Source organism: Streptomyces sp. NPDC048751, from assembly GCF_043198595.1.
In the GTDB taxonomy this organism is placed as follows: Bacteria; Actinomycetota; Actinomycetes; order Streptomycetales; family Streptomycetaceae; genus Streptomyces.
In genome coordinates this window covers 47,420-73,872 of sequence record NZ_JBICUX010000013.1, presented here as the reverse complement: position 1 = coordinate 73,872, position 26,453 = coordinate 47,420, and the positions used below count along the sequence as shown (strand labels likewise).

27 protein-coding genes and 1 pseudogene are annotated in these 26,453 nt (G+C 72.2%); 11 read left to right on the top strand and 17 right to left on the bottom strand.

The features are described from left to right. Positions 1-42 precede the first annotated feature (42 nt). Positions 43-414: a four-helix bundle copper-binding protein gene (locus ACGFNV_RS34260; RefSeq protein WP_393628188.1), complete on the bottom strand. Its 372-nt coding sequence runs from the start codon at positions 412-414 to the stop codon at positions 43-45. Between the two features lie 127 nt (positions 415-541). On the opposite strand from ACGFNV_RS34260, the gene ACGFNV_RS34255 reads away from it, so the two are divergent. Together ACGFNV_RS34255 and ACGFNV_RS34250 are read left to right on the top strand one after the other, a co-directional pair. Beyond that, positions 542-907: a DUF6479 family protein gene (locus ACGFNV_RS34255; RefSeq protein ID WP_393627907.1), complete on the top strand. Its 366-nt coding sequence runs from the start codon at positions 542-544 to the stop codon at positions 905-907. Positions 908-1,012: 105 nt separating this feature from the next. Then, entirely contained in the window at positions 1,013-1,363 is a 351-nt protein-coding gene (locus tag ACGFNV_RS34250; RefSeq protein ID WP_393627905.1) for a hypothetical protein, read from the top strand. A 61-nt stretch (positions 1,364-1,424) separates the two neighbouring features. Here the strand turns inward: ACGFNV_RS34250 and ACGFNV_RS34245 are convergent, their stop codons facing one another. From ACGFNV_RS34245 to ACGFNV_RS34235, 3 genes are all read right to left on the bottom strand, one after another. Continuing rightward, complete coding sequence (locus tag ACGFNV_RS34245; RefSeq protein ID WP_393627903.1) at positions 1,425-2,438, bottom strand: RimK family alpha-L-glutamate ligase; 1,014 nt, start codon at positions 2,436-2,438, stop codon at positions 1,425-1,427. Between the two features lie 367 nt (positions 2,439-2,805). Beyond that, on the bottom strand, positions 2,806-3,180 hold the full coding sequence (locus ACGFNV_RS34240; RefSeq protein WP_393627901.1) for an RpiB/LacA/LacB family sugar-phosphate isomerase: 375 nt from the start codon (positions 3,178-3,180) through the stop codon (positions 2,806-2,808). After that, a complete protein-coding gene (locus tag ACGFNV_RS34235; RefSeq protein ID WP_393627899.1) occupies positions 3,102-4,115 on the bottom strand; it encodes a cytochrome P450 in 1,014 nt (337 codons plus the stop codon). Before ACGFNV_RS34235 ends, ACGFNV_RS34240 begins: the two co-directional genes overlap by 79 nt. Here ACGFNV_RS34235 and ACGFNV_RS34230 point away from each other — a divergent pair. Together ACGFNV_RS34230 and ACGFNV_RS34225 are read left to right on the top strand one after the other, a co-directional pair. Then, positions 4,102-5,025 carry a transketolase C-terminal domain-containing protein gene (locus ACGFNV_RS34230; RefSeq protein ID WP_393627897.1) on the top strand — a complete coding sequence of 308 codons (924 nt, stop codon included), beginning with the start codon at positions 4,102-4,104 and terminating at the stop codon, positions 5,023-5,025. The genes ACGFNV_RS34235 and ACGFNV_RS34230 overlap by 14 nt on opposite strands. A 139-nt stretch (positions 5,026-5,164) precedes the next feature. Beyond that, positions 5,165-5,914 (top strand): 2-oxo acid dehydrogenase subunit E2, encoded by a 750-nt coding sequence (locus ACGFNV_RS34225; RefSeq protein WP_393627895.1) that lies wholly within the window; start codon positions 5,165-5,167, stop codon positions 5,912-5,914. Here the strand turns inward: ACGFNV_RS34225 and ACGFNV_RS34220 are convergent. From ACGFNV_RS34220 to ACGFNV_RS34210, 3 genes are all read right to left on the bottom strand, one after another. Further along, the gene (locus tag ACGFNV_RS34220) at positions 5,850-7,352 is read right to left on the bottom strand and encodes an MFS transporter (RefSeq protein WP_393628186.1); all 1,503 of its coding nucleotides are present in this window, start codon (positions 7,350-7,352) and stop codon (positions 5,850-5,852) included. The genes ACGFNV_RS34225 and ACGFNV_RS34220 overlap by 65 nt on opposite strands. 200 nt (positions 7,353-7,552) lie before the next feature. Further along, a complete protein-coding gene (locus ACGFNV_RS34215) occupies positions 7,553-9,235 on the bottom strand; it encodes a protein kinase (protein WP_393627893.1) in 1,683 nt (560 codons plus the stop codon). A 10-nt stretch (positions 9,236-9,245) separates the two neighbouring features. Beyond that, positions 9,246-9,845 carry an exonuclease domain-containing protein gene (locus tag ACGFNV_RS34210; protein ID WP_393627891.1) on the bottom strand — a complete coding sequence of 200 codons (600 nt, stop codon included), beginning with the start codon at positions 9,843-9,845 and terminating at the stop codon, positions 9,246-9,248. 146 nt (positions 9,846-9,991) lie between these two features. Between ACGFNV_RS34210 and ACGFNV_RS34205 the strand changes: the two genes are divergently transcribed. Further along, complete coding sequence (locus ACGFNV_RS34205; protein WP_393627889.1) at positions 9,992-10,834, top strand: chitosanase; 843 nt, start codon at positions 9,992-9,994, stop codon at positions 10,832-10,834. A gap of 114 nt (positions 10,835-10,948) precedes the next feature. Then, the gene (locus ACGFNV_RS34200; RefSeq protein WP_393627887.1) at positions 10,949-11,458 is read left to right on the top strand and encodes a molybdenum cofactor biosysynthesis protein; all 510 of its coding nucleotides are present in this window, start codon (positions 10,949-10,951) and stop codon (positions 11,456-11,458) included. A gap of 5 nt (positions 11,459-11,463) precedes the next feature. Here the strand turns inward: ACGFNV_RS34200 and ACGFNV_RS34195 are convergent, their stop codons facing one another. Both ACGFNV_RS34195 and ACGFNV_RS34190 read right to left on the bottom strand, forming a co-directional pair. Then, positions 11,464-12,054: a phosphatase PAP2 family protein gene (locus tag ACGFNV_RS34195; protein WP_393627885.1), complete on the bottom strand. Its 591-nt coding sequence runs from the start codon at positions 12,052-12,054 to the stop codon at positions 11,464-11,466. After that, positions 12,047-13,408, bottom strand: a complete 1,362-nt coding sequence (locus tag ACGFNV_RS34190) for a diacylglycerol/lipid kinase family protein (protein WP_393627884.1) — start codon at positions 13,406-13,408, stop codon at positions 12,047-12,049. The genes ACGFNV_RS34195 and ACGFNV_RS34190 overlap by 8 nt, the downstream gene beginning before the upstream one ends. Before the next feature lie 210 nt (positions 13,409-13,618). On the opposite strand from ACGFNV_RS34190, the gene ACGFNV_RS34185 reads away from it, so the two are divergent. Further along, positions 13,619-13,789, top strand: coding sequence for a hydrophobic protein (locus ACGFNV_RS34185; protein WP_393627882.1), 171 nt, complete (start codon positions 13,619-13,621; stop codon positions 13,787-13,789). 76 nt (positions 13,790-13,865) lie between these two features. Here ACGFNV_RS34185 and ACGFNV_RS34180 read toward each other — a convergent pair whose 3' ends face one another. Together ACGFNV_RS34180 and ACGFNV_RS34175 are read right to left on the bottom strand one after the other, a co-directional pair. Continuing rightward, positions 13,866-14,747 carry a diacylglycerol/lipid kinase family protein gene (locus tag ACGFNV_RS34180; RefSeq protein ID WP_393627880.1) on the bottom strand — a complete coding sequence of 294 codons (882 nt, stop codon included), beginning with the start codon at positions 14,745-14,747 and terminating at the stop codon, positions 13,866-13,868. Between the two features lie 77 nt (positions 14,748-14,824). Further along, the gene (locus ACGFNV_RS34175; protein WP_393627878.1) at positions 14,825-16,420 is read right to left on the bottom strand and encodes an FAD-binding oxidoreductase; all 1,596 of its coding nucleotides are present in this window, start codon (positions 16,418-16,420) and stop codon (positions 14,825-14,827) included. 101 nt (positions 16,421-16,521) lie between these two features. Here ACGFNV_RS34175 and ACGFNV_RS34170 point away from each other — a divergent pair, with 101 nt between their 5' ends. The 3 genes from ACGFNV_RS34170 to ACGFNV_RS34160 all read left to right on the top strand — a co-directional run bounded on the left by ACGFNV_RS34170 (position 16,522) and on the right by ACGFNV_RS34160 (position 20,318). Continuing rightward, positions 16,522-17,121, top strand: a complete 600-nt coding sequence (locus ACGFNV_RS34170) for a TetR/AcrR family transcriptional regulator (protein ID WP_393627877.1) — start codon at positions 16,522-16,524, stop codon at positions 17,119-17,121. After that, positions 17,118-18,704 carry a glycerol-3-phosphate dehydrogenase/oxidase gene (locus ACGFNV_RS34165; RefSeq protein ID WP_393627875.1) on the top strand — a complete coding sequence of 529 codons (1,587 nt, stop codon included), beginning with the start codon at positions 17,118-17,120 and terminating at the stop codon, positions 18,702-18,704. The genes ACGFNV_RS34170 and ACGFNV_RS34165 overlap by 4 nt, the downstream gene beginning before the upstream one ends. A 300-nt stretch (positions 18,705-19,004) precedes the next feature. Next, positions 19,005-20,318, top strand: coding sequence for a lipase family protein (locus ACGFNV_RS34160; RefSeq protein WP_393628184.1), 1,314 nt, complete (start codon positions 19,005-19,007; stop codon positions 20,316-20,318). Positions 20,319-20,325: 7 nt separating this feature from the next. Here the strand turns inward: ACGFNV_RS34160 and ACGFNV_RS34155 are convergent, their stop codons facing one another. The 5 genes and pseudogenes from ACGFNV_RS34155 to ACGFNV_RS34135 form a co-directional block, all read right to left on the bottom strand. Beyond that, a complete protein-coding gene (locus tag ACGFNV_RS34155; protein WP_393627873.1) occupies positions 20,326-21,084 on the bottom strand; it encodes a restriction endonuclease in 759 nt (252 codons plus the stop codon). Positions 21,085-21,150: 66 nt separating this feature from the next. Then, positions 21,151-21,462, bottom strand: coding sequence for an STAS domain-containing protein (locus tag ACGFNV_RS34150; RefSeq protein ID WP_133931553.1), 312 nt, complete (start codon positions 21,460-21,462; stop codon positions 21,151-21,153). Beyond that, positions 21,459-22,787 (bottom strand): SpoIIE family protein phosphatase, encoded by a 1,329-nt coding sequence (locus tag ACGFNV_RS34145; RefSeq protein WP_393627871.1) that lies wholly within the window; start codon positions 22,785-22,787, stop codon positions 21,459-21,461. Before ACGFNV_RS34145 ends, ACGFNV_RS34150 begins: the two co-directional genes overlap by 4 nt. Next, positions 22,787-23,589: pseudogene (locus ACGFNV_RS34140) on the bottom strand (alpha/beta fold hydrolase). The gene ACGFNV_RS34145 and the pseudogene ACGFNV_RS34140 overlap by 1 nt, the downstream one beginning before the upstream one ends. Before the next feature lie 370 nt (positions 23,590-23,959). Next, positions 23,960-24,826, bottom strand: a complete 867-nt coding sequence (locus ACGFNV_RS34135; RefSeq protein ID WP_393627869.1) for a lysozyme — start codon at positions 24,824-24,826, stop codon at positions 23,960-23,962. 178 nt (positions 24,827-25,004) lie between these two features. On the opposite strand from ACGFNV_RS34135, the gene ACGFNV_RS34130 reads away from it, so the two are divergent. Beyond that, positions 25,005-25,355, top strand: a complete 351-nt coding sequence (locus ACGFNV_RS34130) for a hypothetical protein (protein ID WP_393627867.1) — start codon at positions 25,005-25,007, stop codon at positions 25,353-25,355. Positions 25,356-25,389: 34 nt separating this feature from the next. Here the strand turns inward: ACGFNV_RS34130 and ACGFNV_RS34125 are convergent, their stop codons facing one another. Further along, positions 25,390-26,241, bottom strand: a complete 852-nt coding sequence (locus ACGFNV_RS34125) for a class I SAM-dependent DNA methyltransferase (RefSeq protein ID WP_393627865.1) — start codon at positions 26,239-26,241, stop codon at positions 25,390-25,392. Positions 26,242-26,453 lie beyond the last annotated feature (212 nt).

Here is a 26,453-nt window from a genome sequence, read left to right as displayed (position 1 = left end):
GGCGGTCCGGGGTGCCGGGGGCGCAGCCAGACGGTCAGACGGTCAGACCAGGGTGGCGATGAACTCCGTGCAGGCCTTCGCGCAGGCGCGGCACGCCTCCGCGCTCTCCTCGGCGCCCGGTTGCCCGTCGAAGACGTGTGCGGACTCCAGGCAGACGGTCCGGCACCACTCCAGCTGGACGCGGATACCCGCCTCGTCCAGATGGTTCTGCTCGGACAGCACACGGCAGGTGGCGTCGCACACCTCCGCGCACATGATGCCCTTGCGTCGTACGAGTTCCTGCTGTTCGGTCCCGTCCGGATCCACGAGGCTCGCGCGCAGCGCGCACGCACGGGCGCACTCGGTACACGCCTGCGCACACGCGAAACGGTCCTCCAGGAACCGGAAGAGCTCCTGCTGGGATGTCGTCGGTATCACGTAAGGGCGGGTAGCCGGTGCGGAGCCCGTCAAACCCGTGCCGTGGCCCCCTGCGGGAGGTCATCGGGCGGTCGCGGAAGCGGATCGGCCGGTTCGCTCCCCCTTCGGGGGGTATTCAGCTGGTATGAGTACCGCAACCATGCAGCTGGCCGAAGCGAGCGGGCTGCTCAGCATCGCGCTCTTCGTGGTGGGGGTGGCGGTCGTGGCCATACTGGGCGGTGGCCTGTGGCTGGGCTACCGCGTCAAGCTCAACGAGTCGCCCCGGCCGCGACCGGACGAGCAGCCACACCTTCCCCCTGAGGGACCCGTCCACGAGGTCCAGCAGAACCGGGAACCCGACGAGATCCCCCAGATTCCCAAGGACGGCCATGCGCTCACCCCGTACGAGCTGACCAACATGCAGACCCGTCCGAGCTCCTCCAAACGGCGGCCGCGCTGGGGCCGCGGCAGCAGCGGTTCCTTCGGCGGGGGCGGCCTGGGGGCCCACTGAGGCCGGTGAGCCCACGCCGAGAAGGGCCGTCCCGTGAGGCGGGCCGTGAGGCGGGCCGCCGTCGCGGTTCGGGCCCAGACCTTCGATCCCCAGGGAGTGAGACCCATGGCCGACTCCGGCCGCGGCGCCCTGCCACTGCCCGATTACGACCATCTGCCGATCGGCAGCCTGGAGAGCCGCGTGCGGTCGCTGACCGCCGGCGAAGTCGAGGAGCTGATCGCGTACGAGCACCAGCACGCCGACCGACGCCCGGTGACGACGGTGCTGGCCTCCCGTCTGGAGCAGCTGCACGCGGGCGCGGAACCGACGTCCGGCGACCCCGGGGCCCTGCGCCCCGAGCAGAGCCGGGGGCGGACGGGCTCCCCCGTCTCCCCGGCGACCTCGTCCCAGCCCTTCAGTCCACCCCCGCACGGCACCCCGGACCAGCGGGGCCGGCCGAAGGGCGACCGGATCTGAGCAGGTGCGGGCATCCCGACCGCGTTCGGCGCGGCCGGGATGCCGGTGCGTACGCCTGCTCTCAGTGTGATGACAGGCGGCCCCCTCGGCCGAGCGGCGCCCTCGTCCGGGGTGCGACCATGGGCCGGTCGCCCCGGGCGAGGGTGAGGGCGTCCAGGTGGGCCTGGATGTACGGGACGGCCACCCTCTCCAGTTCGATCTCCCCGTCCACGAAGGCGGGGTGCACGTTGACCTCGAACACGACCCCGCCGTTCTCGACGGCCAGGTCGACACCCGCGAAGGGCAGGCCGACGGAGGCGGTGGCCGCGACGGCGAGTTCGGTGAGGCGCGCGGGCAGGTCCCTCGGGGCGATGTGGACGGCGGTGGCGCCCTGGCAGGTGTTGCACGGGATGTCGGTCCGGGGCTGGATGTGCTCCCGGGCGTGGACGACCCGGCCGCCGAGGACGAAGACGCGGAACTGGTGACGGGCGCCGTCGGGCAGGATGTTCCCGGCGTCCCGGGAGAGCAGCCAGTCGGTCTCGCGCTCCGCGTAGAAGGCCGCGGCGTCCTTGAGCCGGTCCGGCGTGGTGACGTGGAAGGTGTCGTTGCCTCCCGTGCCGATCACGGGCCGGGCCCAGGTGTCCCCGCCGAGCCGGTCGAAGGCCGCCTCCGCCTCGCGTGGGCCGGGCCGGGACAGGACGACGGTCTCCATCTGGGCGACGCCGTCCCGGGTGAAGCGTTCCACGGTGAGGTTCTTCTCGGTCGCCGTGCGCCAGGCGTCCGTGCCGGTGGCGAGGGTGACCACGTGGTGGAGTTCGAGGAGCTGTTGGAAGGCGGCGAGTTCCCGGCGGCGGTGCGGCTGGATCTCGTAGACCACGACGACGTCGGGCACGAAGTCCAGCCCCTCCTCGGGGACCCGCAGCCGTAAGCGGTCGCCGTCGCGGACTCCGCGGCCGGATCCGTCGGTGGCGAAGTGCCGGGCGTCGATACGGACGGGGGGTGCGCCGGTGAGCAGTTCGACGGCTGTGGCCAGGTACTCGCGGCAGCCTTCGGACGAGGTGGGGTCGGCGATGAGGGCGATGCACGGTCGGGACACAGCGGCCTCCAAGGGCTCTGGACACGCGCTCGGACCGCGGACACTCGGCTGCGGGGTCCGAGCGGTTTCACGGGGGTGGTGCCTGTCGCGCGAGTGGTCCTCGGGACACGTCGCTCCGGCCGCCGCGTCCGTGTGCGGGGCGCGTCGGGAGAGGTCGCGACGGCCGGGCGGGGCGGCCGGTGACCACAAGGGTGGGGCTCGTGGGGCTCCGCCCTGCCGACGGACGGCACAGGGCTGGGCGCCACACTGTAAGTGCCCGGCGGGACCCTGTAACAGGGCGCACGCACGCCGGTCTCCTGCTCCCGCCTCTGCGCCGTTCGCCCCGATGTGTGCGCCCTGCGGCGGGCCGTGGGACGGGGGAACGGGTTCAGGAGTCGGCGCGGACGCGATCCAGCCGCCCGACGTGGGCCACGTTCTCCCGGTCCTCGGCGTCCTCGCTGGCGTCGGCGGCGAACCAGGCGTCAAGGATCTCCTTGAGCAGCGGCTCGGAGGTCAGCCGCAGGCTCAGCGCGAGTACGTTGGCGTCGTTCCAGCGACGGGCGCCGTCCGCGGTGTACGCGTCCGTGCACAGCGCCGCCCGTACTCCTGGCACCTTGTTCGCGGCGATGGACGCGCCCGTTCCGGTCCAGCAGCACACCACCGCCTGGTCCGCCGTCCCGGCGGTCACCTCACGGGCGGCGGCCTCCGAGCACACCGCCCACTGCGGGTCGTCGCCGTCCCGCAGCGCCCCGTGCGTACGCACCTCGTGGCCCCGGGCCCGCAGGTGCTCGACGAGGGAGCGGGCGACGGGTTCGTCCATGTCGGAGGAGACGGAGATACGCATGCCTCGGAGCCTAGTCGGGCGAGCCCCCGTCTCACGCTCACTCCCCTGTCTTTCCCCTGCCGCTCCCCTTGTGTCGGTCCCCCTTCAGTGCCAGCGGCAGTGAGCTGAGGCCGCTGAGGAAGTTCGAGTAGACCGGCCGCGTCGGCCCGTCCGCTCCAGCTCCGCCACCGTCTCGCGCAGCCCCGCCAGGACGGCCCCGATCTCGGCCCGGGCCAGGTAGGCGCCGAGGCAGAAGTCGGCCCGTAGGCGAAGGTGACGTGTTTGTCGGGGGTCCGGTCGAGACGGAGTCGGTCGGGCTCGTCGAACACGCGCTCGTCGCGGTTGGCGGAGGCGTTCCAGACGGTGACGACGTCACCGGCGCCGACCGGCCACCCGCCGACCTCGGTGTCGGTGGTGGCGGTGCGTCCCGAGTGCAGGGCGGGAGTCGTCCAGCGGAGCATCTCCTCGACCGCGGTGTCGATCCCGGTGTCGCCCCGCTTGAGCGCCTGCCACTGGTCGGGGTGGTCCGCCAGGGCGAGGGCGGCGCCGACCATGGACAGCCGGGCCGTCCCGTCGCCGCCGAGGATCAGGCTGTAGCAGTTGAGCATGATCTCGTCGTCGTCCAGCGGCAGCCCGTTCACCCGGCTGGCCGCGAGCAGCGCGATGACGTCGGCGTGCCCGCCCGCCCGCCGCTCGCGGGCGAGGTTGGCGAAGGAGAGCAGGATCTCGCTCTTGGCGATCCACGCGTCCGCCGCCGTGCTGTCCGCGTCGTGCGAGCCCAGCGCCGAGGAGGTCAGTCGCAGCACCTCCACCCGGTCGCCGTCCGGGACCCCGAGCAGGTCGCAGATGGCGCCGAGCGGGATGCCCGCGGCCACGTCGGCAGCGAAGTCGCAGGTGCCCTTCTCGATCGCCTCCCGCAGCAGCCGCCGTACCGGGCGACGCCCTGCGGGCCGAGTTGGAGGGCTGGTCGTCCGCGTCCCCTACGGCGGCGGCCTCGGCGGCGTGGAGCACCACGGTGACTCCAGCGAGGCGTACTGTGCGCACACCGCGGGCCTGAAGGTCGTGACCCCGGCGACGGCGGCGGACGCGTACTCGCTGCTGCGCGAGGCGATCGACGATCCCGATCCGGTGATCTTCCTGGAGCCCAAGCGTCTGTACTGGACCAGGGAGACGGTGCAACTCCCCGTCCGCACCGGGTCGTTCGGCACCGCCGCCGTGCGCCGCGCCGGCCGCGACGCCACGCTCGTCGCGTACGGCCCGTCGGTCGCCGTCGCCCTGGAGGCGGCGCACACGGCCGCGGCCGAGGGCCTGGACGTCGAGGTGCTCGACCTGCGCACCCTCGTCCCGCTCGACGACCAGGCCCTCACCGCGTCCGTACGACGGACCGGGCGGTGCCTGGTGGTGCACGAGGCGCAGGGTTTCGCCGGTGTGGGCGCGGAGATCGCGGCCCGTGTGCAGGAGCGGTGCTTCGACGCGCTGCGGGGGCCGGTGCTGCGGGTCACGGGGCTCGACATCCCGTATCCGCCGCCGCTGTTGGAGAAGGCGCATCTGCCGGGCGTCGGCCGGGTGCTCGACGGACTGCGCAGACTGCTGCCCGCCACACCCGCGGCCGGTTCACACAACCCGGCCCCCTCCGAGGCGAACTCGCCCGGCCTCACCTTTCATCTCCCGGATCTGGGCGAGGGGTTGGCGGACGCCGAGGTCCTGGAGTGGAAGGTCGCCGTGGGCGACAGCTCGCCCCCGACCAGGTCGTGGTGGAGGTGGAGACGGCCAAGTCGGTGGTGACGCTGCCGAGTCCGCACGCCGGGACGGTCACGGCCCTGCACTGCCGGTCCGGCGAGGTGGTCAAGGTGGGGGCGCCGCTGCTCACGGTGTCGGAGCGTGAGCCGGGAGGTGGATCGGTACGGAGTCCGGGTCGGGTGCGGTGCTCACCGGGTACGGGACGAACGGGTCGGCGTCGTTCGCCGGGGCGTACACCAGGTCGGCCACCCGCATCCCCCTCGACTCCACCACCGCCGACAAGTTCCTCCGCGGCCACCGTGACACCCCCGCCGTCACCATCTGGGCCGACGCCGACGCCACTGCGCTCCTCGCCGCCCGTGCCACCCACGGCACCGGCCTGCTGCCGCTGCTCGCCCGAGCGTGTCTGGCCGGGCTCGCCGCGCATCCCGCGCTCAAAGCCCGTGTCGACACCGAGCGTGCGGAGATCGTCCTGCTCCCCGCGGTGCACCTCGGTTTCGCCGCGCAGACCGCCCACGGTCTTGTCGTCCCGGTCGTGCGGGACGCCGACCGGCTCTCCCTCGACGACCTGGCGAAGGAGTTGCGCCGCCTGACCGACCTGGCCCGCCGGGACGCGCTCCCGTCGGGCCTGCGCACCGGCGGCACGTTCACCCTGAACAACTACGGGGTCTTCGACGTCGACGGCGCCACACCGATCCTGAACCACCCTCAGACGGCGATGCTCGGCGTGGGCCGTGTCGTCGACCGCCCCTGGGCGGTGGACGGCAGGGTGGAGGTGCGCAAGGTCGTGCACCTCTCCCTGACCTTCGACCACCGCGTCTGCGACGGCGCGACCGCGGCGGGCTTCCTCCGCCACGTCGCCGCCGGCGTCACCGCTCCCGACGGCCCGGAACGGAGGACGCCTCTTCCGCGTCCCCGGACGGCTTCCGAGTGAAGCGGTACAACTCCTGGGACGTGCTGATCAGTTCCCGCTGCTCCTCCTGCGAGCCGACCATGGGCTGCGACCCGCGCAGCGGCACCTGGGCGCTCTCCGGCAGGAAGCGCACGGTGACCAGGCCGATGACACCGGCCAGGATCAAGTAGTACGCGGGCATCATGTCGTCCCCGGTGACGTTGATCAGCGCCTCGGTGACCAGCGGCGTGGTGCCGCCGAACGCGGCGACGGCGAAGTTGAAGCCGATGCCCATGGCCGCGTACCGGACCGCGGTCGGGAAGAGCGCGGGCAGGGTGGCGGCGCTCGGCGCGGCGAAGCAGGCCAGCAGGGTGGACAGGATCAGCACGCCGAGGATGGGCGGCCAGGTGCCCTGCATCTTGATCAGCATGAAGGAGGGCACGGCGAGGAGGATCATCGCGACCGCTGCGAAGCCGTAGACCGGACGCCTGCCGACCCGGTCGCTGAGCCGTCCGATGAACGTGATCAGCACCACGATCCACAGCATGCCGACGAGCACCAGCACGTCGGCGGAGCTGCTGGAGCGGTTCAGGGTCTCCGTCTGGTACGTCGGCAGGAAGCCGGTGACCATGTAGTTGGTGACGTTGTACAGCAGCACCAGGCCCATGCAGATGAGCAGCGGCTTCCAGTGGTTCCTGACGATGCTCTTGAGCTCGCTGCCCGCCGACTCCTGGGCGAGGCTCTTCTCGTGCTCGTCGAGCTGCTGCTGGAAGGCCGGGGACTCCTCCAGCTTCAGCCGCATGTACAGACCGATCACGCCGAGCGGACCGGCGATCAGGAACGGCACGCGCCAGCCCCAGGAGAGCATCTCCGCGTCGGTGAGGAGCAGGTTCAGCAGGGTGACCAGGGCCGAGCCGAGCGCGTAGCCCACGAAGGTGCCGAAGTCGAGCCAGCTGGACAGGAAACCCCGGCGGCGGTCCGGTGAGTACTCGGCGACGAAGGTGGTGGCGCCCCCGTACTCGCCGCCCGTCGAGAAGCCCTGGACCATACGGGCCAGGAGCAGCAGGACCGGGGCGGCGATGCCGATGGTCGCGTAGCTGGGGATCAGACCGATGGCGAAGGTGCCCGCCGCCATCATGATCATGGTGGTGGCCAGCACCTTCTGCCTGCCGAGCCGGTCACCGAGCGGCCCGAACACGAGTCCGCCGAGCGGACGTACGACGAAGGCCGCGGCGAAGGTCGCGAACGAGGAGATCAGCTGGGCGCCCGGGGAGGCGCCGGGGAAGAAGACCTTGCCGATGGTCGCGGCGAGATAGCTGTAGACCCCGAAGTCGAACCACTCCATACAGTTTCCGAGCGCCGAGGCTCCCACCGCGCGTTTCAGCAACGGCGGTTCGACGACCTGGACGTCCTCCTCGCGGAAGGCCCGCTTACTGCGGCGCAGCCTTCGGGTCAGGTCCTCCCTGACCTGCCGAGGCATGTCCACGATCGCCTTCGCCACTCCGGACCTGGGCTGCCCGCCGGGCTTGGCGTTCACCACTGTCAACCCTTTCTCTCGATCTTCGCCTACGCGAATCCTGCACAGGCTCGATCGACCCGCGCACCCCAAAGCTCCTGCCCGGGTTTACTCGGGACATACGGGTATCAGTGGTCACACTGGCGGCCGCGAGCCGCCACACATCAGCCGGAAACGACCCTGAGCACGTTTCCCTGCGGGTCGGCCAACAGATAGCCGCCTTCGCCGTAGTCGTTGCTGATGTACACAGCCATGCTCTCTGTCGCGTCCCGTCGGTCGTTCGCCGGCTGCACCAACAGGTAACGACTTGTCGGCTTGTCGACTTTCAACTCCTTCTCTGCGCGCGCCAGCAGGGCGGGGACGGCGTCCCAGTCGAAGTCGTCCGCCCGCATCGGCTTGTCACCGCCGATCAGGGTGCCCTTGATGATGCTCGTTTCCACGCCGCGATCGACCCAGTAGTCGAAGGTGTCGTAGCGGGTCCGGCTGCCGCTGACCATCACCTTGGCCGAGGCGTGTTCCGGGTAGACGCTGAGAGAGCCGTAGCTCCTGCTCCCCGTCTTCTTGTCGAAGGCCTCGACGACTTCGCGGATCCCGGCGGGGGTCAGCAGGTCGGTGACCGGTGCGGTGCTGTCCGGGGAGGGCGCCTTGGTATTCTTCCCGGACGGGCTCGCGGTGCCCTGCTCGGACGGCGTCCCCCTCCGGTCCGAGGCGGTGGGCGAGTTGCTCCTGGTTTCCCGGAGAGCGCCCGCGGACCCGCCGGTACGATCCTCGCCCCCGGGCAGCGCCACCCAGAGGGCTCCGCCCACCAGCACCGCGCCGAGCCCGACGGCGAGGAGCGCGACGCGCCGGGGCCGGGCGGACGGACGGGCGTCGGTGGGCGCGTGCGTCGGGGCGGACCACACCGGCGCCTGCTGCGGGGGTGTCCACGCCGGTGGCGCGAGCGGGTAGGACGTGGGCTCCTGGCCCGCCGCGGCCTGGGACGCGGCCGGGTGCGGGCCGGTGTCGGGCCGGGCCGCCGCAGCGGCCCCCAGCATCCGGGCCACCGTCCCGGCATCCGGACGTGCCGCGGGATCCCGTACCAGTACCGCTGTCAGCAGGGGCGTCAGAGCGCCGGCCCTGGTCGGTGGGGCCACGTCGTCGTGCAGGACGGCGGCCAGGGTGGCGAGGGTGGTGCCGCGGCGCAGCGGGTGGTGCCCCTCCACGGCCACGTACAGCATCATCGCCAGGGACCACAGGTCCGCCGAGGGCCCGCCCGGGTGGCCGGAGACCCGCTCGGGAGCCATGTAGTCGGGGGTCCCGATGATCGACCCCGTCGCGGTCAGGGTCGTGGCCTCGCGGATCGCGGCGATCCCGAAGTCCGTGAGCACCGGCCGGCCGTCGGCGCGCAGCAGCACGTTGGCCGGTTTCACATCACGGTGCTCGACGCCGGCGTCGTGGGCGGCCCGCAGGGCGTCCAGCACTCCGCGGCCCAGCTCGGCGGCTGCCGCCGGGGTCATCGGCCCGCGGGCGAGACCGTCGGCGAGCGAACCGCCGTCGACCAGTTCCATGACGATCCAGGGGAAGGTGCCCTCCCCGCCGTCGACGATGTGATGGATCGTCACCACGTTGGGGTGGTCGATCCTCGCGAGGGCCCTGGCCTCGCGCAGGACGCGTTCGCGCAGCATCCGCGCCCGGTCGGGGTCGTGGGCGTACTCCACGTCCGGCGGCCGCACTTCCTTGACGGCCACATCGCGTCGCAGGACCAGGTCATGTGCGCGCCACACCGTGCCCATGCCGCCGCCACCGAGCCTGACCCGCAGTTCGAAGCGGCCGTCGACGACGCGTCTGCCGCTGTCCCCCTCGTTCATGGCGAGGAGCTTAGGGGACGGCTTGATCTGTGCGGTCACCGAGGGCGTCGGGCCAGGATCCGCGTCCGGTCAGGTCCAGTACGAGGGCCGCGATGTTCCAGGCGTCGTCCTCGCCCCGGTGGTGGCGCCCTTCGAGGGGCAGCCCCGCGATCTTCAGCGCCTGGGCCATGCCGGGGCGCTTGCGCAGGCCGTACGCCTCGGTGAAGACGGCCTTGGCGTTGGTGTGGCGGCGGCCGAAGGGGTACGGCGTGCGGGTCGCCGCGCACTGCCGGGTGAACTGGTTCCGGTCGTAGTCGCCCCAGCTCGCCCACGCCCGCTCACCGGCCCGGTGGAGGGCCGCCAGTTGTCGGCAGGCCTCGGCGAAGTCGACACCGGTGTCGACCTCTGCCTGAGTGAGGCCGGTCAGCTCGGTGCAGAACTCGCTCACGGCGGACCGCGCGGGCCGCACCAGGAGACGATGCCGGGCGACGCGTTCCCGGGCCGCCAGGTCGACGACGGTCAGCCCGATCTCGATGATCTCGCTGACGGCGCCGGGCGGCGGGGATCCCCGCCAGCAGGTGGCTTCGACGTCGACGACGTTCAGCAGCGGCGCTCGCCCGTTTCCGTTCATGGCGCGCAGCGTAGGGAGGGCGCCCGGCTTCAGGCATCCGATTTTCCCGCACCTCATTTGGCTTCGCACGGCTGTTCACTTGACCCCTCATCTGATAGGAAACGTTCCTATCAACTGGCCGCCCCCACAAGCCACTTGGAGTCTCAGTGGTACGCATCCTCAACGAGGCGGAACGTTCCGCCTCCGGTCCCTCCCGCCGTACTCTCCTCACGCTGCTGGGCGCCTCCCTGGCCGCCGTCCCCCTGTGGGGCGCCCCGCACGCCTCCGCCGCCGCCCGCGCGGTGGGCCTCGACGACCCGGCGAAGAAGGAGATCGCCATGAAGCTGGTCTCGAGCGCGGAGAACTCCTCGCTCGACTGGAAGGCGCAGTACAAGTACATCGAGGACATCGGCGACGGCCGCGGCTACACCGCCGGCATCATCGGCTTCTGCTCCGGCACCGGCGACATGCTCGACCTCGTGGAGCTGTACGCCGACCGCAAGCCCGGCAACGTGCTCGCCAGGTACCTGCCCGCCCTGCGCCGCGTGAACGGCACCGACTCGCACAACGGCCTCGACCCCTCGTTCCCCGCCGACTGGCGTACGGCGGCCCGTGACACGGTGTTCCAGCAGGCGCAGAACGACGAACGCGACCGCGTGTACTTCAACCCGGCCGTCAAGCAGGGCAAGGCCGACGGGCTGCGCGTGCTGGGTCAGTTCGCGTACTACGACGCCATCGTCATGCACGGCGACGGCACCGACCCGACCAGCTTCCGCAACATACGCAAGCGCGCCCTGCGCTCCGCGAAGCCGCCGGCGCAGGGCGGCGACGAGGTCGCGTACCTCAACGCCTTCCTGGACGCCCGGGTCTGGGCGATGAAGCAGGAGGAGGCGCACAGCGACACCAGCCGGGTGGACACCGCTCAGCGGGTCTTCCTGCGCAAGGGCAACCTGGACCTGACTCCGCCGCTGGACTGGAAGGTGTACGGGGACAGCTACCACATCGGCTGACCGGTCCGCCTCCGGCACCGCGGCCACCTCGACCCCGGCCCCCGGCCGGAACGTCACGTCCGCCGGCTCCCTTACGGGTCCTTGCACTATGCAAGGACCCGTAAGCTGGGGCGCATGGTCGAGGTCGAGGTGGTCCAGCTCCTGGTCTCGTCGGCGCACCGGCTGGCGGGACGACCCTCGGACGGGCTACCCGCCGCACCGGACGACGAACTGGTGCGGCAGGTGGAGGTGCGCGACGGGCTCGGGCTGGTCGGCGACCGTTACTTCGGCCGACGGGCCCATCGGAACGCGGCCGTGACGATCATGGCCGCGGAACGCCTCCCCCTGGACATCCATCCGGGCGTCGGACTGCTCCAGACGCGCCGGAACATCCTGATCCGCGGCTTCGACATCGACTCCTGCGTCGGTTCGACGCTCTCCCTCGACACCGGCACCGGTCCCGTCGTGTTCGCCGTGAACCGTCCGGCCAGGCCGTGCGCGTGGATGGACGTCACGGTCGGCCCGGGCGCCCAGCGCGCGCTGCGCGGCGGGGGCGGCGTGCGGTGCACGCCCCTGTCCGACGGAGTGCTCACTCTGGGGAAGGCGGCCCTGTCCGTGATCGACGAGCCGCCCACCGGCCGGTAGCCCCGTCACTTCTCCAGGCGGGTTTCCAGGTGGGCCGTCGCGGCGAGCACCACCGCCGCCGCACCGGTCCCCAGCACGGCCCCCGCGACGACGTCGCCCGGATAGTGCACCCCCGTGTGGATCCGCGAGTAGCCCACCGCGCAGGCGAGCAGGCCGAGCGGCACCGTGGCGGCCGGCCACGCGGGCCCCACGGCGGCGGCGAAGGCGACGGCGGAGGCGGTGTGGCCGGAGGGGAACGACGCGGACTCCGGCATCGGCACATGCCGCCCGGGGAACGGCGAGTCCTCGGCCCGGTGGGGCCGGGGACGGCGTACGAGACGCTTGCCGAGCAGGTTGGCGGTCGCCGAGGCCACGCCGATGGCGGCGACACCGAGGGCGGCGGCGCGGCGGGGGCGGCCGGGGAACAGGGCCAGGAGCCCGGCGACCGTGAACGAGATCTTGGAGTGGTCCGCCGCGGCGGACAGCCGCCGCAGGGCGGAGTCCAGCGCGGGGGTCTCGGTGATCGTCACGGCCTCGTACAGCGTCTGGTCGAGGGTGGCGAGGTCGCGCACCAGGCTGCGCAGGGCCGGGTGTTCCCGCGACGGGTGGTCAAGCATCGCTGTGCTCCTGAGTCGTACGGGGTCGGTCGGGTGACCGGGTCAGCGCGAGGCGGACCACGCGCCGCCAGTCGACGGACGGTGCCACGTACGTGGCGCCCGGGCGGTGTCTCGGTACCCGCACCCGCAGCGCACCGGGCCGTACGGTGCACACGACGGGCGTGGGCAGGGTGAGCGCCTCCCCGTCGACGGCCACCGGGATGGACTCCTCGTCGGCCTCGACGACCACGCGACGTGACGTCAACACAGTAATGCCGCTGGCCCGTTCGCCGCGCAGAGCCAGCTCCGCGGCCTGGGCCGGACCCTCCACACGCACCGCGACCACCCCGAGCGCGCCCGCGTCGAGCCGGGGCCTGCGCCCGCCGCCCAGGGGATCGACCCGCCCATAGGCGTTGTTGCTGACCAGCAGCGCCTGCGGGGCGTGCACGCGTGTGTCGTCGGTCCGCACGTCCAGGGACGTACCACCGTCGCCGACCAGCAGATCCGGCAGCTGGTCGAGTGCGGTCGCCGCCTTGGCGTCACGGTAGTCCGGGTTCTGCACGATCTCCGCGTACGTGCCGAAGGAGACGGTGTTGACGAACGACCGCCCGTTCACGTCCCCGAGGTCGATGCGCAGTTCCACGCCGTCGGTGAGCGCGTCGAGGCCGGTCGCCGGGTCGTCGCGGTCCAGGCCCAGGTCCATGGCGAAGTGGTTGCGCGTTCCGGCGGCCACGACCAGGAAAGGGATGCCGTGTTCGGCGGCCACGGCCGCCACCAGCGCCTGGGTGCCGTCGCCGCCCGCGACGCCGAGCAGGTCCGCGCCCTCGGCGACGGCCCCTCGCGCCAGGGCCACGGGGTCCGGGTGGGCGTCGAGGTCGAGCAGCACCACGCGGGCGCCCAGCGCCTCGGCCCGCTCCACGAGCCCGTGCCGGCCGACCTTCCCGCCCCCGGACCGCGGATTCATGATCAGGACCGGTCGGCGGGGCGGTCGGGTCGAACGGCTGTGCATGCCATGCGGTCGGCGGAGGCGGCGCAGGGCGCTGCGCGCGCACGCCAGCGCGGCCGTCCATGCCGCGAGCGCGGCCACCGCCACGACCCACAGGCCCGACACGGCGTAGAGCACCAGGACGCCCACGGGTGCGGCCAGGGCCAGCAGGGTGCCGAACAGCCGGACCGCTCCCCGGTGCGCCAGGGTCCACCAGATGCCGGCGCCCGCCAGGGCGAGGCCGACGAGACCCAACAGCAGGATCAGCCACCCACCGGAGCCCCCGCCGACGACCACCGCCGCCACGGCACCGGCGACGCACAGCAGGGCGAGCTGGGCCCAGGCCCGCGCCACACCCGCACCTCGGTCCGAGCCGCCGGGCTTGGCCATCGGTCTCCTCCGTACACGCACCGCCACCCTTCCTCCTCCCCATGGTCGTGACCGCCCACAGATTCGGCATCCCGGCCTTCATGCGCACAAGCCTTCGGCAGGCAGGTGCGAACCGCTTCGAATGCCCCGCCCTTTGTGGAACAAACGTGCGGATTGTGGGTGCGTGATGGGCTTTTCGCGGGGCACTTGAATCCTTGGAGGTTGATAAAAATGGTTCCCCTGCTTCTTGTTCTGCTTCTGGCACTGGTCCTCTTCGGCGCCGGTTTCGCGCTCAAGGCCCTGTGGTGGATCGCAGTCATCGTGTTGGTGCTATGGCTGGTGGGCTTCCTGGTACGGCCCGCGGGGGCCGGCGGCCGTAGGGGTCGCTGGTACCGCTGGTAGGCGGGAATCGCGGCATGAGTGGGCCCCGTCGGCATACCGCCGACGGGGCCCACTGGTGTCCGTGACCGACTCCGGTTCAGCACAGCACCCGGAGTGCTCCCGGCAGGACCCTGGCCGTGACCGGGAGAACGGCCTCGACCTCGCCGTCGGCGCCGTACGGCACGGGCCGGTCGGCCTCGACCCGGATCTCCCTTCCACGCAGGATCCGCACCTGCGGCCGTGCCACGTGGGCGCCCGAGCGGAGTTCGTTCATCAGGGTGAAGAACAGGTGCCGCGGCGCCTCACGGATCATCACGACGTCCAGCAGGCCGTCGTCGACACGGGCACCGGGCGCGATGATCCGGCCCGATCCGTAGAAGCCGGAGTTGGCGATCACCACGGTGTAACCGCTGTGCGCGTGCTCCTCGCCGTCGATCGTGACCCAGTAGTGCGCCGGACGCCAGGTGGTGACCGCCCGTAGCCCACCGACGTAGTAGGCGGCGGCGCCCCGCAGCACCTTCGCCCTGTTGGCGTGCCGGTTGGCGACCGCGTCGACGCCCGCGTACACACTGCCGAGCACGGCGGTGCCGTGGTGGACGGCCGACTCCACCTCGATGGTGTCGACGGCGCGCGGCTCGCCGCGGAGCAGCACCTCGGCCAGCGCGGCCGCCTCCGTCGGCAGCCCGAGGGCCCGCGCGAAGTCGTTCCCGCGCCCGGCCGGTACCAGGCCGAGGGTCGCGCCGGTACCGCTGAGAGCTCCTCCGACGGCCCCGGCGATGCCGTCCCCGCCCACCGCCAGCACCACGCGCCCCTGCCGCCCGGCCTCCCGGGCGAGGTCCTGCGCGTGCGCCAGGCTGCGGCTGTACTCCGTCTCCAACTCCGCGCCGGCCTCCCGCAGCAGCCGCGCCACCGCGAGCAGCGCGGCAGCCCCGGTGGAGCCGCCTGCGGTGGGGTTGACGACGGCGGTGAACTGTCGCATCGGGGGCCTCCGGACTGACGGCTGGTTGTTCGATGAGCAGAAGAGAAGGCGACGAGGTGTCGACTCGGTCCGCGGCCTCAGCCCGCGGGCAGCAGGACGCCGGGGTTGAGCACTCCCGACGGGTCCAGCCGCTCCTTGACGGCCCGTAGGGCGTCGACGCCCAGGGGGCCTGCCTCCCGGACGTACCAGTCCCGGTGGTCGGTGCCGACGCCGTGGTGATGGCTGATCGTGCCTCCGGCGGCGAGGATCGCCTCGTTGGCGGCGCGCTTGGCCCGCGTCCAGTGCGCGACGGGGTCGTCGCCCTGGGCGGAGACCACGGTGAAGTACAGCGAGGCGCCGTTGTCGTAGACGTGGGAGATGTGGCACATGACCAGGGGCGGGGTGCCGGACTCGGTGAGGGTCTTGGTGAGCGTTTCGCGGACGGAGGCGTACAGGTCCGGGACACGGGACCAGAAGGTGGCGGTCTCCAGCGTCTCGGCGAACGCGCCCGCGTCGAGCAGCGCGTCCCGCAGGTAGGGGGCCGAGTAGCGGCCCTGGGCCCACTTCTCCCCCGGTTCCGCACCGAGGGGCGTGCCGCCGCAGTCGCGCAGTACGGCGGCGGCGCGCTCCCGGCGGTGGGCGGTGTCCCGCGGTGTGCCCTCGAAGCCGGCGATCGCCAGGCATCCCGCGTTCTGTTCGGCGCCGGAGCCGATGGCGTCGGGCTGGGCCAGGCCGATGAGCGTCTCGGTCTCGTCGGACAGCCGCAGCACGGTCGGGCGCGGGCCGTCCTGGGCGAGCCTGCGCAGCGCGTCGGCGCCCTCCTGGAACGAGGCGAAGCGCCAGCCCTCGTAGAGGCGGGTCTGCGGAACGGGTCGGATGCGCACGGTCACGGACGTGATGACGCCGAACGCCCCCTCCGAACCCAGGACCAGCTGGCGCAGGTCGGGTCCGGCGGCCGAGCGGGGGGCGCGACCGGTGTCGAGGGTGCCCCGGGGTGTGGCGAGGGTCAGGCCGAGAACCATCTCGTCGAAGCGGCCGTAGCCCGCGGAGGCCTGTCCGCTGGAGCGGGTCGCGGCGAACCCGCCTATGGTGGCCCACTCGTAGGACTGGGGGAAGTGCCCCAGGGTGAAGCCGTGCTCGGCCAGCAGCGCCTCGGCCTGCGGGGCGCGCAGCCCCGGCTGGAGCGTGGCGGTGCGGGAGACGGGGTCGAGGGCGAGCAGGCGGTCCATGCGGCGCAGGTCCAGGGCGACGAAGGCGCCGCGCCGACCGGGGGTGAGACCGCCGACCACCGAGGTGCCGCCGCCGAACGGCACCAGCGCCAGGCCGTGTTCCTCACACACCGCCAGCACCGCGAGCACCTCGTCGTGACTCTCCGGGAGCACCACGGCGGCGGGCACGTCGTCGACGTCGCCGCCCCGGATCCGCAGCAGGTCGGGCGTGGACTTGCCGCGGGTGTGCCGTACGCGCGTCTCCGCGTCGGTCCGCAGGCACGGGGCCCGGCCGCCGACGGCGACGAGCAGCGCGCGCAGCGTGCCCGTGTCGAGGGTCGGTTCGGGTACGGCGATCGCGTCGAGGGCGACCGGTTCGGCGTCGCTCGGCTGCACGCCGAGGAGATCGCGCAGCAGTCCGATCACCGTGTCCGGCAGGGGCGTCGCCCTGGCCGGGTCGCCCCAGCCGCTCCACAGCATGTCCATGGCGTGCGTCCTCACCGGTCGATGGAGGGATGGCGTCTCCTGTGCGGTCGGGGCAGGCGGAAGTGCCTCGCCCGGCCTCAGAGGGAGTTACACTGTGACACATGACGCCTATTCGTCACAACCATTCGGACAGCGACGCGGTGCTCGACGCGGTGCGCGACTGTGTCCTGGCCGTGGGAGTCCGGCGTACGACGCTGACCGACGTGGCCCGTCGCGCGGGGGTCTCGCGCATGACGATCTACCGGCGCTGGCCCGATGTGCGCTCGCTGGTCGGTGACCTGATGACCCGTGAGTGGGTCGACGTGGCCACCCGCGCGATGCCCGAGCGCCGCCCGGGGACGGACGCGCGGTCCCTGGTCGTCGACGGGCTCGTGGCCGGCGTGGACGCCTTCCGCGCCCATCCGCTCTTCCGCAAGATCGTCGACGTCGATCCCGAGCTGCTGCTCCCTTACGTCCTGGACCGTCGCGGGGCCAGCCAGGAGGCGCTGCTGCAGCTGCTCTCCGACGGCCTGCGGGAAGGTCACGCCGACGGGTCGGTCCGGGCTGGTCACGCCGAACGGCAGGCCCGCTCCCTGCTGCTGGTCGTGCAGTCCTTCACGCTGTCGCTGCGGACCATGACCGACGAGGAGGACGCCGACCTGAACTCCCCGGCGTTCCTCGCCGAGTTGCGGTTCATCCTGGAGAGGACCCTCACGCCGTGAACCCCGCCACCACTCCCCCGGCCTCCGGATCGTCACTGTCCGCCGCCCGGCGTTCGCGTGAACTCGAGGGCAGCGTGGGCGGCGAGGTCGTGGACGTCCTGGTCGTCGGGCTCGGCGCGACCGGCACCGGAGCCGCCCTCGACGCGGCGGCCCGTGGCTTGCGCGTCGTCGCCGTCGACGCCCACGACCTGGCCTTCGGCACCTCCCGCTGGAGCTCCAAGCTCATTCACGGCGGGCTGCGCTACCTCGCCTCGGGCCACCTGGACGTCGCCCACGAGAGCGCGGTGGAGCGCGGGGTGCTGATGGAGCGCACCGCCCCCCACCTGGTGCGTGCCCAGCCCTTCCTGCTGCCCCTCACCCCTCTGGTCTCCCGTGGCCAGGCCGCCCTCGCCTGGGCGGGCTTCCGGGCCGGTGACACCCTGCGTCTGACGGCGCGTACGGCACGGGCCACCCTGCCCGCACCGCGCCGACTGTCGGCGGTGGAGGCCCACCGCATGGCCCCGTCGGTGCGCACCGACGGTCTGCGCGGCGGGCTGCTGTCCTGGGACGGGCGGGTCACCGACGACGCCCGCCTGGTGACCGCCCTCGCCCGCACGGCGGCGGCGCACGGCGCGCGCGTCCTCACCCGGGTGCGCGTGCTGCGACTGACCGGGTCCGGCGCCGTGGTGCGCGACGAACTCACCGGCGAGGAAGGGGAGATCCGGGCCCGCGTGGTGATCAACGCCTCCGGGGTGTGGGCGGGCGACCTGGTGGACGGCATCCGCGTGCGCCCCTCGCGCGGCACGCACATCGTGCTGCGCTCGGAGCGCCTCGGCTCACTCCCCTCCGGACTGCACATCCCGATCCCCGGCGAGAGCAACCGCTTCGTCCTCGTGCTGCCCCAGGGCGACGGGCGGGTCTACGTCGGACTCACCGACGAGCCCGTGGACGGCGACGTCCCCGACGTCCCCGAGGCGCCGGAGTCCGACATCGGCTTCCTGCTCGACGTCCTCGGCTCCGTGGTGAACACGCCGGTCCACCGGTCCGACGTGGTGGGGGCGTTCGCGGGCCTGCGCCCCCTCCTGGACATCACTCCCGCGGGGCAGCCGGAAGACACGCGCAGGACGTCCGACATCTCGCGCCGGCACGCGGTCATCACCTCGCAGGACGGTGTCGTCACCGTGGTCGGCGGCAAGCTCACCACCTACCGGCGGATGGCCGAGGACGCCGTCGACGCCGCCGCGACCGGGGCCCGCCTCGACACGGCCCCCTCCCGCACCGCCGGCCTCCCGCTGGTCGGAGCCGCCTCCCCGCGCGTCCTCGACGCCTTGCCCGCCCCCCGCCGCCTCCTGCGCCGCTACGGCACCGAGGCACCGGCCGTCCAGTCCCTCGGCGCCCGCCACCCCCGGCTCAACGACCGCGTGCTACCGGAACACCCCGTCACCCGCGCCGAGTTGCTGTGGGCCGTCCGGCACGAGGGGGCACTCGACGAGGCCGATCTACTGGACCGTCGTACCCGCATCGGGCTGGTGCCCGAGGACCGGGCTGCCGCACTGGACACCGCACGCGACCTGCTGGCGGAGGCCGCCGACCGGAAGGGATGACCTGCCGGGGCCTCTGGACGGCCGGCCGGTACACCACCCGGCTCGCAGTAGTCGGGGTCCGCGACCGCGGCATGCCGCCCTTCGGAATGTCAGGAACCCCTATCACTCCAGCGGGTGATGACGCTCCCACCGGCACCACGCCACGCCCTTGATCCCGCAAATAGTTACCGTAGCGTAACTTACCGGGGTGTTACCGGCGGTAAATGAGCAGTGCTAGTTTTCGCGCACCCTGAAACGGAGCAGCGCGAGGAGTGAACTGTGAGCCGCTACACAGCCCGTCCGCGTTCCACGTTCAGCCACCTGACCGCCGTCGCGATCGCCGCCGTGGCCTGCGTCTGCGTCAGCGCGACCCCGTCCGGCGCCGCCACGGACGCCGAACCCGTCGTGTCCCGGGGAGTCACGATCCCCGCCTTCTACACCCCGCCCGCCCAACTGCCCACCGCCAACGGCACGTTGATCCGCAAGGAGCCCCTCCCTCTCGGGCTCTCGCTGCCCGGCCTCGACGGCCGCCCCCTGCCGGGCACGGCGACCCGCCTGATGTACAAGTCCACCGACTCCGGCGGCCGGGCCGTGGCGGTCACCGGCGCCTACATCGAACCCTCCGCCGACTGGAAGGGCGACGGGCCCCGCCCCCTCGTGGCGGTGGCCTCCGGGACCATGGGCCAGGGCGACCAGTGCGCGCCCTCGTTCGCCCTGGAGCACCCCCTCACCCTCAACGGGGAGACCGCGTCCATCGGATACGAGAACCTGGCGATCTACCGTCTCCTCGCCACCGGAGCGGCCGTCGTCGTCACCGACTACGTCGGCCTGGGCGCGACCGACCGTCTGCACACCTACGTCAACCGTCTGGACCAGGGACACGCGGTGCTGGACGCCGTCCGCGCGGCCCGTGCCCTGCCCGCGACGTCCCTCACCTCCGACTCCCGCGTCGCCGTGTACGGCTACAGCCAGGGCGGCGGCGCCAGTGCCTCCGCGGCGGAACTTCAGCCCACGTACGCGCCCGACGTCGTCCTGGCCGGGACCTACTCGGGCGCGCCGCCCGCCGACCTGACCTCCGTCATGAAGGGCATCGACGGGAGCGCTCTCGCCGGTGCCCTGGGCTGGTCGATCAACGGTTTCGCGCAGGCGTACCCCGACATGCGAAGCGTCGTCGAGGCGAACATCAACGCCGCCGGGCGCAAGGCCCTCGCCGACATCTCGACCATGTGCGTCGGTGACGCGGTCTTCGGCTACGGCTTCACCAACAGCACCGCGTGGACGGCCAGCGGCAAGTCCGTCGCCGAGATCATCGCCGCCGAACCCCGCGCCCAGGCCGTCCTCGACCAGCAGCGCATCGGAACGCTCAAGCCGGCCGGGCCGGTACGACTGGCCACCGGCATCGAGGACGACATCGTTCCGCACGCCCAGGCCCGCCAACTGGCGGTGGACTGGTGCCGGAAGGGCGGCAACGTCACCTACGCGGCCGTCGACCTGCCCAACCTCGGCGACCGGCTCCTCACCAACCACGTCGCCCCGCTCATCACCGACCAGACCCATGCGATCTCCTGGCTGACAGACCGCCTGGAGGGCAAGCCCACGACGTCCAACTGCTGGACGATGCCCTTCCAGCGCTGACCCGACGTCAGCGGGCCTCGACACCCCGGGCGGCCTGCACGGCCTCCCAGGGCCGGGGCCCGCTTCCGTCGGCCCAGGACAACAGCGCCTGCCGGTCCACGCACACGATCCCGCACTGCTCGGCGTACTCCGCCGCCGGCGCGGTGAAGTCGCTGGTGGTGACCAGGACGGCGACATCGGCCTCGTGGACGGTGAAGCAGGTGCCGCCGAAGCGCTGCATGTCCTGGGAGCCGACGCGGTGGGCGTCGCCGTAGCGCTTGCACTGCACGACGACCCGCCATCCCTCGGGGGACACGGCCAGGACGTCGGCGCCCAGATCCCCGGCACCGCCCACGACTTCCACGTCGGAACAGCCGTCGCGCTCGCACAGGGAGGCGATCGCCGCCTCGAACTCCTCGGGGTCCAGGGCGTCGTAGTCGATGTCGACATCGATGCCGGATGCCACGCGCTGACGGGGAACGGTCGCGGCCGCGGTCTCCCACGCCTCGGCGACCTCCGTCGCCGCCTCGTCCAGCGCGGCGGCGGCCCGTCGGGCCGCTCTCGCCAGGTGGATGCGGCGCCCCAGTCCCGCGATGCCCCCGGCACCCAGCAGAAGCAGCGCTAACGCCCAGCCGGGATGTCGTTCCACGACGTCGGCCAGCGTGCGGGCCACGAATCCCAGGATGCTCACCACCACGGCGAGCAGGGCGAAGAACAGGGCTGTCGAGCGAAGGTCGAACGCACGCCGACGGTTCGCGGACGGTGTACGACGCGCAGGTGCTGCCACGGTGATGAGCCCCCTCTTGGGATCGACGTGAAGATCACTTCGTCCGTCTGCCCAAGATCGGGCGGTTCAGTTGATCGTGAAGATCTGGTCGAGGCCCACGATGCGCAGGATGCGCAGGGTGTTCGCCGGTACGCCGGTCAGGGCGACGTCGGCACCGGCTGCCCGGGCGTGGTTGCGGGCGGCGATCATGGCGGTGATGCCGCTGGAGTCGCAGAACTCGAGGCCGGCCAGGTCGAGGATCAGGCACTGACCGGGTTCCAGGGTGAACCGGGCGACACGGTCGCGCAGTTCGGCGGCGTTGGAGTAGTCGAGTTCTCCGCCGATCTCCAGTACGGGGCCGGTGGCGGCATCTCTGGGTGTGATCTTCAGCAGGCTCATGGCGTGTTCTTCGTCGAGGGGTCGGGGTCCAGTCGGGCGGTCGTAGGGGCTCCCAGGGCGGGGGCTCCCAGGGCGAGGAGGGCGGTGTCGTCGTCCAGTCCGTCTCCGAAGGTGCTCAGCAGTCCGGTCAGCGCCTCGACGATGTCCTTCGGCGGGGCACCGGCGTGGCGGCCGGCGAACTCCCGCAGGGCGTCGTCCCCGTACAGGTCACGGCCGGGCCCGGTACGGGCCTCGGTGAGGCCGTCGGTGTACAGCAGCAGGGTGTCACCCGGGGCCAGGGTGGTGGTGGTCGGGGTGAAGTGTGCCGTGGGCAGTATGCCGACCAGGAGCCCGCCGGGGGTGCTCAGGAAATCGCTGTCGCCGTCGGAGCGCAGCACCAGGGCCGGTGGGTGACCGCCGGAGGCGAGGCTCACGGTGACCCGGCCGCTGTCCCGGTCGGGTTCGAGGGTGCCGAATATCGCGGTGCAGTAGCGGGGGTCGCTGCCGGTGTACCGCTCGTGGAGCACCCTGTTCAGGGTGGTCAGGGCGGCGACCGGATCGGGGTCGTGGAGGGCCGCCGCCCGCAGCGTGTAGCGGGTGAGGGAGGTGACGGCGGCGGCCTCGGGGCCCTTGCCGCACACGTCGCCCAGGAAGAACGCCCAGCGTTTGCCGTCGATGGCGAAGACGTCGTAGAAGTCGCCGCCGAGGCGGTCCGGTGAGGCCGCGTGGTAATGCGCGGCCGTCTCCACGCCGGGCACGGCGGGCAGGGTGTCGGGCAGCAGGCTGCGCTGGAGGACGGCGAGCGCGTGCTGGAGCCGGGCGCGGTCGGCCTCCGCCCGGCGCCGCGCCGCCTCCGCGGCCTTGCGGCCGCGCAGGAGTTCCTCCTCGTAGGCGCGCCGGTCCCGGGCGTCGAAGAGGGTGGTGCGGATCAGCAGCGGCTTGCCCTCGGTGCCGTACTTGAGGGCCGAGGAGACCAGCACGGGCATGCGGCCGCCGTCAGCCGCCTTGATCTCCAGCGCGATACCGCCGATCTCACCCCGCATGCGCAGCAGCGGGGCGAAGTGCGTCTCGTGGTAGAGCTTGCCGCCGACGGTGAGCAGGTCGGTGAAGCGCATACGCCCGACGACGGCGTCCCGGGTGAGACCGAGCCAGCCGAGGAGGGTGCCGTTGATCTTCGCGACGGTGCCGTCCATCAAGGTGGACAGGTAGCCGCACGGGGCGGTCTCGTACAGCTCCTCCGCGCTGTCCTCCAGCAGCGCGGCGAAGGCCGCGTCCGCCGCCCCGTCGTCCGATGGGTGCGGGTCGTTCGGGTCGTGCGGGTCGGGTATGTGCCCGACGCGGCACATCACCGCAGGTCCGCGAGGAACCGGGTGATCGCCTCGTTGGTGGCCTCGGGAGCGGACAGGTGCGGGCAGTGCCCGGTGGCGTCCAGGGTGACCAGTCGCGAGCCCGGGATCGCCGCGTGGACGAACGCGCCCACCTCGCGTGGGGCGATGACGTCCTGGGTGCACTCCAGGATCAGGGTCGGCACCGCGACCGTCTTCAGATCGTCCCGTGAGTCGGACAGGAAGGTGGTGCGGGCGAAGACGTGGGCCATGTCCGGGTCGGTGGCGCAGAAGCTGTTGGTCAGCTCCTCACCGAGCTCCGGCCGCTCCGGGTTCCCCATGATCACCGGGGCCATGGCGGCCGACCAGCCGAGGTAGTTGGCGTCCAGCGACGCCAGCAGTTCGTCGATGTCCTCGGCGCTGAACCCGCCGCGGTAGCCCTCGTCGTCGAGGTAGCGGGGCGAGGGCGCGACCATCACGAGGGCGCCGTGCGCTCCGGTGCGTCGCGGGCCGCCAGGACGCCGATCATGGCGCTGACCGAGTGCCCGACGAACACCGCGTCCCGCAGGTCGAGTGCCTCGCACACCTCCACCACGTCCCGGGCGTAGCCGTCCAGGGAGGAGTACCGCTCCTCCCTGAAGGCGGACGGGTCGGAGCGCCCGGAGCCGACGTAGTCGAACAGCACCAGGCGGTGCGTGTCCGCGAGGGCGGGCACCATGAGTCGCCACATGTTCTGGTCGCAGCCGAACCCGTGGGCCAGCACCACGACCGGTCCCGACGGGTTGCCGGTGACGGTGACGTTGTTGCGGCGATGGATGTCCATGCCCGTGATCCTCTCACCACGGGCATGGTGGTACGGCTCATCCCTTCCGGTGGTCGCCCCCGGCGTCCAGCAGCTGCTGGAAGTGGGTCATGCAACTCGCACAGTGCCGGTCGGTGTCGGCCGGGCCGGGCCCCGCGGCGGAGAGTTCCACTCCGCAGAGGCTGCTTCTCGTGTGCCGGGCCACCACATGCCACACCAGGTCGGAACTTCCTGCCTGCGGACCTACGCACATCTCGTACACGACGCGCCTCCCTTGACGGCGATGCTTCCAGCGCACCGCACCATCGCCGCCACGTCCCGGTGGGCGGGCCGTTCGCGTGAATTCTCGGCGCGTTTCGGGGACGCGGCGGTTGACCGGGCCGCTCTTGGGTCAGCCGATGGCGAGGGCGCGCAGGTCGGTGAGAGATCCGCGGAAGGCGTCGTGGTCGCCGACCGTCCGGCCCGTCGAGGTGTACTGCCACATCGTGTAGTGGCTCCAGCCGGCGGGCAGGGTGCCGGCGTCGGCGGCGTACCGGGCGATCCACAACGGGTTGGCGGCGGCGAAGCCGGTGTGGTTCCCGGTGCACTGGCTCCACCAGCTCGTCGCCGTGTAGATCACGGCGTCCCTGCCGGTGCGGGCCTTGTACCGGTTCAGGAAGTCGCGGATCCAGCTGACGAGCGCGCTCTGCGTCTTGCCGTAGCAGGCGTCGCCGTAGGGGTTCCACTCCATGTCGAGGGCGCCCGGCAGCGTCTTTCCGTCCGCGGACCAGGCGCCGCCGTGGTCGACGAAGTAGTCGGCCTGGGCGGCGCCGCTCCCGGTGTCCGGGGTGGCGAAGTGGTACGCGCCGCGGATCATGCCGACGTCGTACGAGCCGCCGTACTGCTGGGCGAAGGAGGGGTTGCGGTAGGAGGTGCCCTCCGTCGCCTTCGAGTAGGCCCATTTGACGCCGCTGCCCCACAGGGTGGCCCAGGCGACGGAGCCCTGGTAGCTGGCGACGTCGACGCCTTCGGTGTGGGTGACCCGGTCGCCGCCGGGGGTGCCGGACCACCCGTCGTGGGTCAGGACGCCCATGCCCATGTAGGCGGAGCCGCGGATCGGACCGTGGCGGGCGGTTAAGTCGTGGACCGGACGGTGGTCGGCGGACGAGGGGGCTGCGGACAGGGGGACGCCGAACGCGAGCACGGCGAGCAGCAGACCCGTCGTGCGAAAGCGAAAGCGGCGCGCCGCTGTGATCAGGGATCTATGCACGGATTCCATCCGACCCACAGTCACGTCTTCCCGCACGTCGACGTCGTCCACCCGGGGCGCCGTCCTTCTCCCGTACGCCCTCGTGGTCGAACGTCTGAACGTCGGGTCTTCGGGTAGTCGGGCGTGACAGGTCATCACGCGTGCCGTCCCTCACCACCCGGACGGCGCCTGGTCATGAGGGGTTGGGATGAGGAACTTGGTTCGCAGGCGCGGCCGCACGACTCGGCAACTGTCCGCACGACGCGCGCACCACCTGCGGGCGCAGTTGGGTGTCGCGGCCGACATCGCCATCACCGTGCGCCGCAGGGAGGTGATCGCCCGACTGCGGGCCGACCTGCTCGCGGGTGGCGAGCGGGTGCTGCGCGGCCGGGTGACCGTCGACGACGTCCTGGAGTACGGCCGCCAGCACTTCGGCCTCACCGCGGTCCCCCGTGAACAGGCCGCCTCCGTGCTGCGCGCCCGCTACGAACTGCGGGCCGGCAACGTGGACCTGGACACCGACGCGTACTGCTCGGTGTACCAGCCGAAGGCGGCCTGACGGACTGCTCCAGGGCATGGCCGCGGCGTGACCCTCACCTCGGTGCCGCCGTCTCGTCCGGCAGTGGGGACCGGCTCACCCGGATCTTCGACTGGCCGTGCGGTCGCCGCTCCCAGTCCTCCATGAGGCGCGCGTACAGGCCGTGGCTGCGGGCGAGGGACAGCAGGGTGTCGGCGCGGTAGTAGAAGTCCTCGTGCAGGACGTGGTGTTCGGGGCCCTCGGTGCGGTCGAAGGTGAAGTCGAAGAACCCCTTGTCGGTCAGGACGCGTCCGACATGGGCCAGGCACTCCTCGACGACGTGCGGTGGGGAGTGGGAGAAGACGCTGTGCGCGTGGACGACGTCGAAGTGGTCGGCGGGCAGGAAGTCCAGGGTGAGGTCGCCGGTGAGGGTCAGGTGCGGCAGCTTGTCCTGGAGCCCCCGCTCGGTGAGCGTCTTCTGGGCGGCGATCAGGATGTCGGGTGAGATGTCGACGCCGTAGTAGTGGCCGGGGTCGAGGTGGTCGACGAAGCGCCAGCCGCCGCGCAGGTTGCCGCAGCCGATGTCCAGCATGCGGTGTTCGGGGAGCAGGCCGTGTGCGACGAGGTAGTCGAACTGCAGCCGGCCCAGTGCCAGCCAGCGTTCATGGTTCCTGCTCCCGACGGCGGCCTCGGGGTCGCGGCGGGTGTCCGAGGCCATCACCGCCCGGTAGTAGCCGACGTGGTCGGGGTGCCTGAGGCGCAGCCAGGCGTCCCGGCCGGCGCGGCGGAGGTACGGGGCGACGCGGCCGGGGTGGCGCAGGGCGTAGCCGAGCTTGTGGGTGAAGGTGGAGCGGTCGCGGTCCGGTTTTCGCAGGGTTTCAGGCGGGTTGGTGTGCCGGGCCTTCGGCGGGTCGGTGTGCTGGGCCATGGCGGTGACCTCCGTACGAGAGGGGCTTCCCGGACACGGGAAGGGCCCCGTGAGCGCTCTCCCGTCCACGGCACCACCGCCCCCGGCGGTTGACCAGCGAAGCGGCCCGTCCGGGTGGCGCGGGTGGTACGGGTACGCCGGTGGTTACCGACGGGTTCGGTTATGTGGGACCCGCTGTCTGTGCCCGGCGGCCGATCCTCTTTACTCTGTGG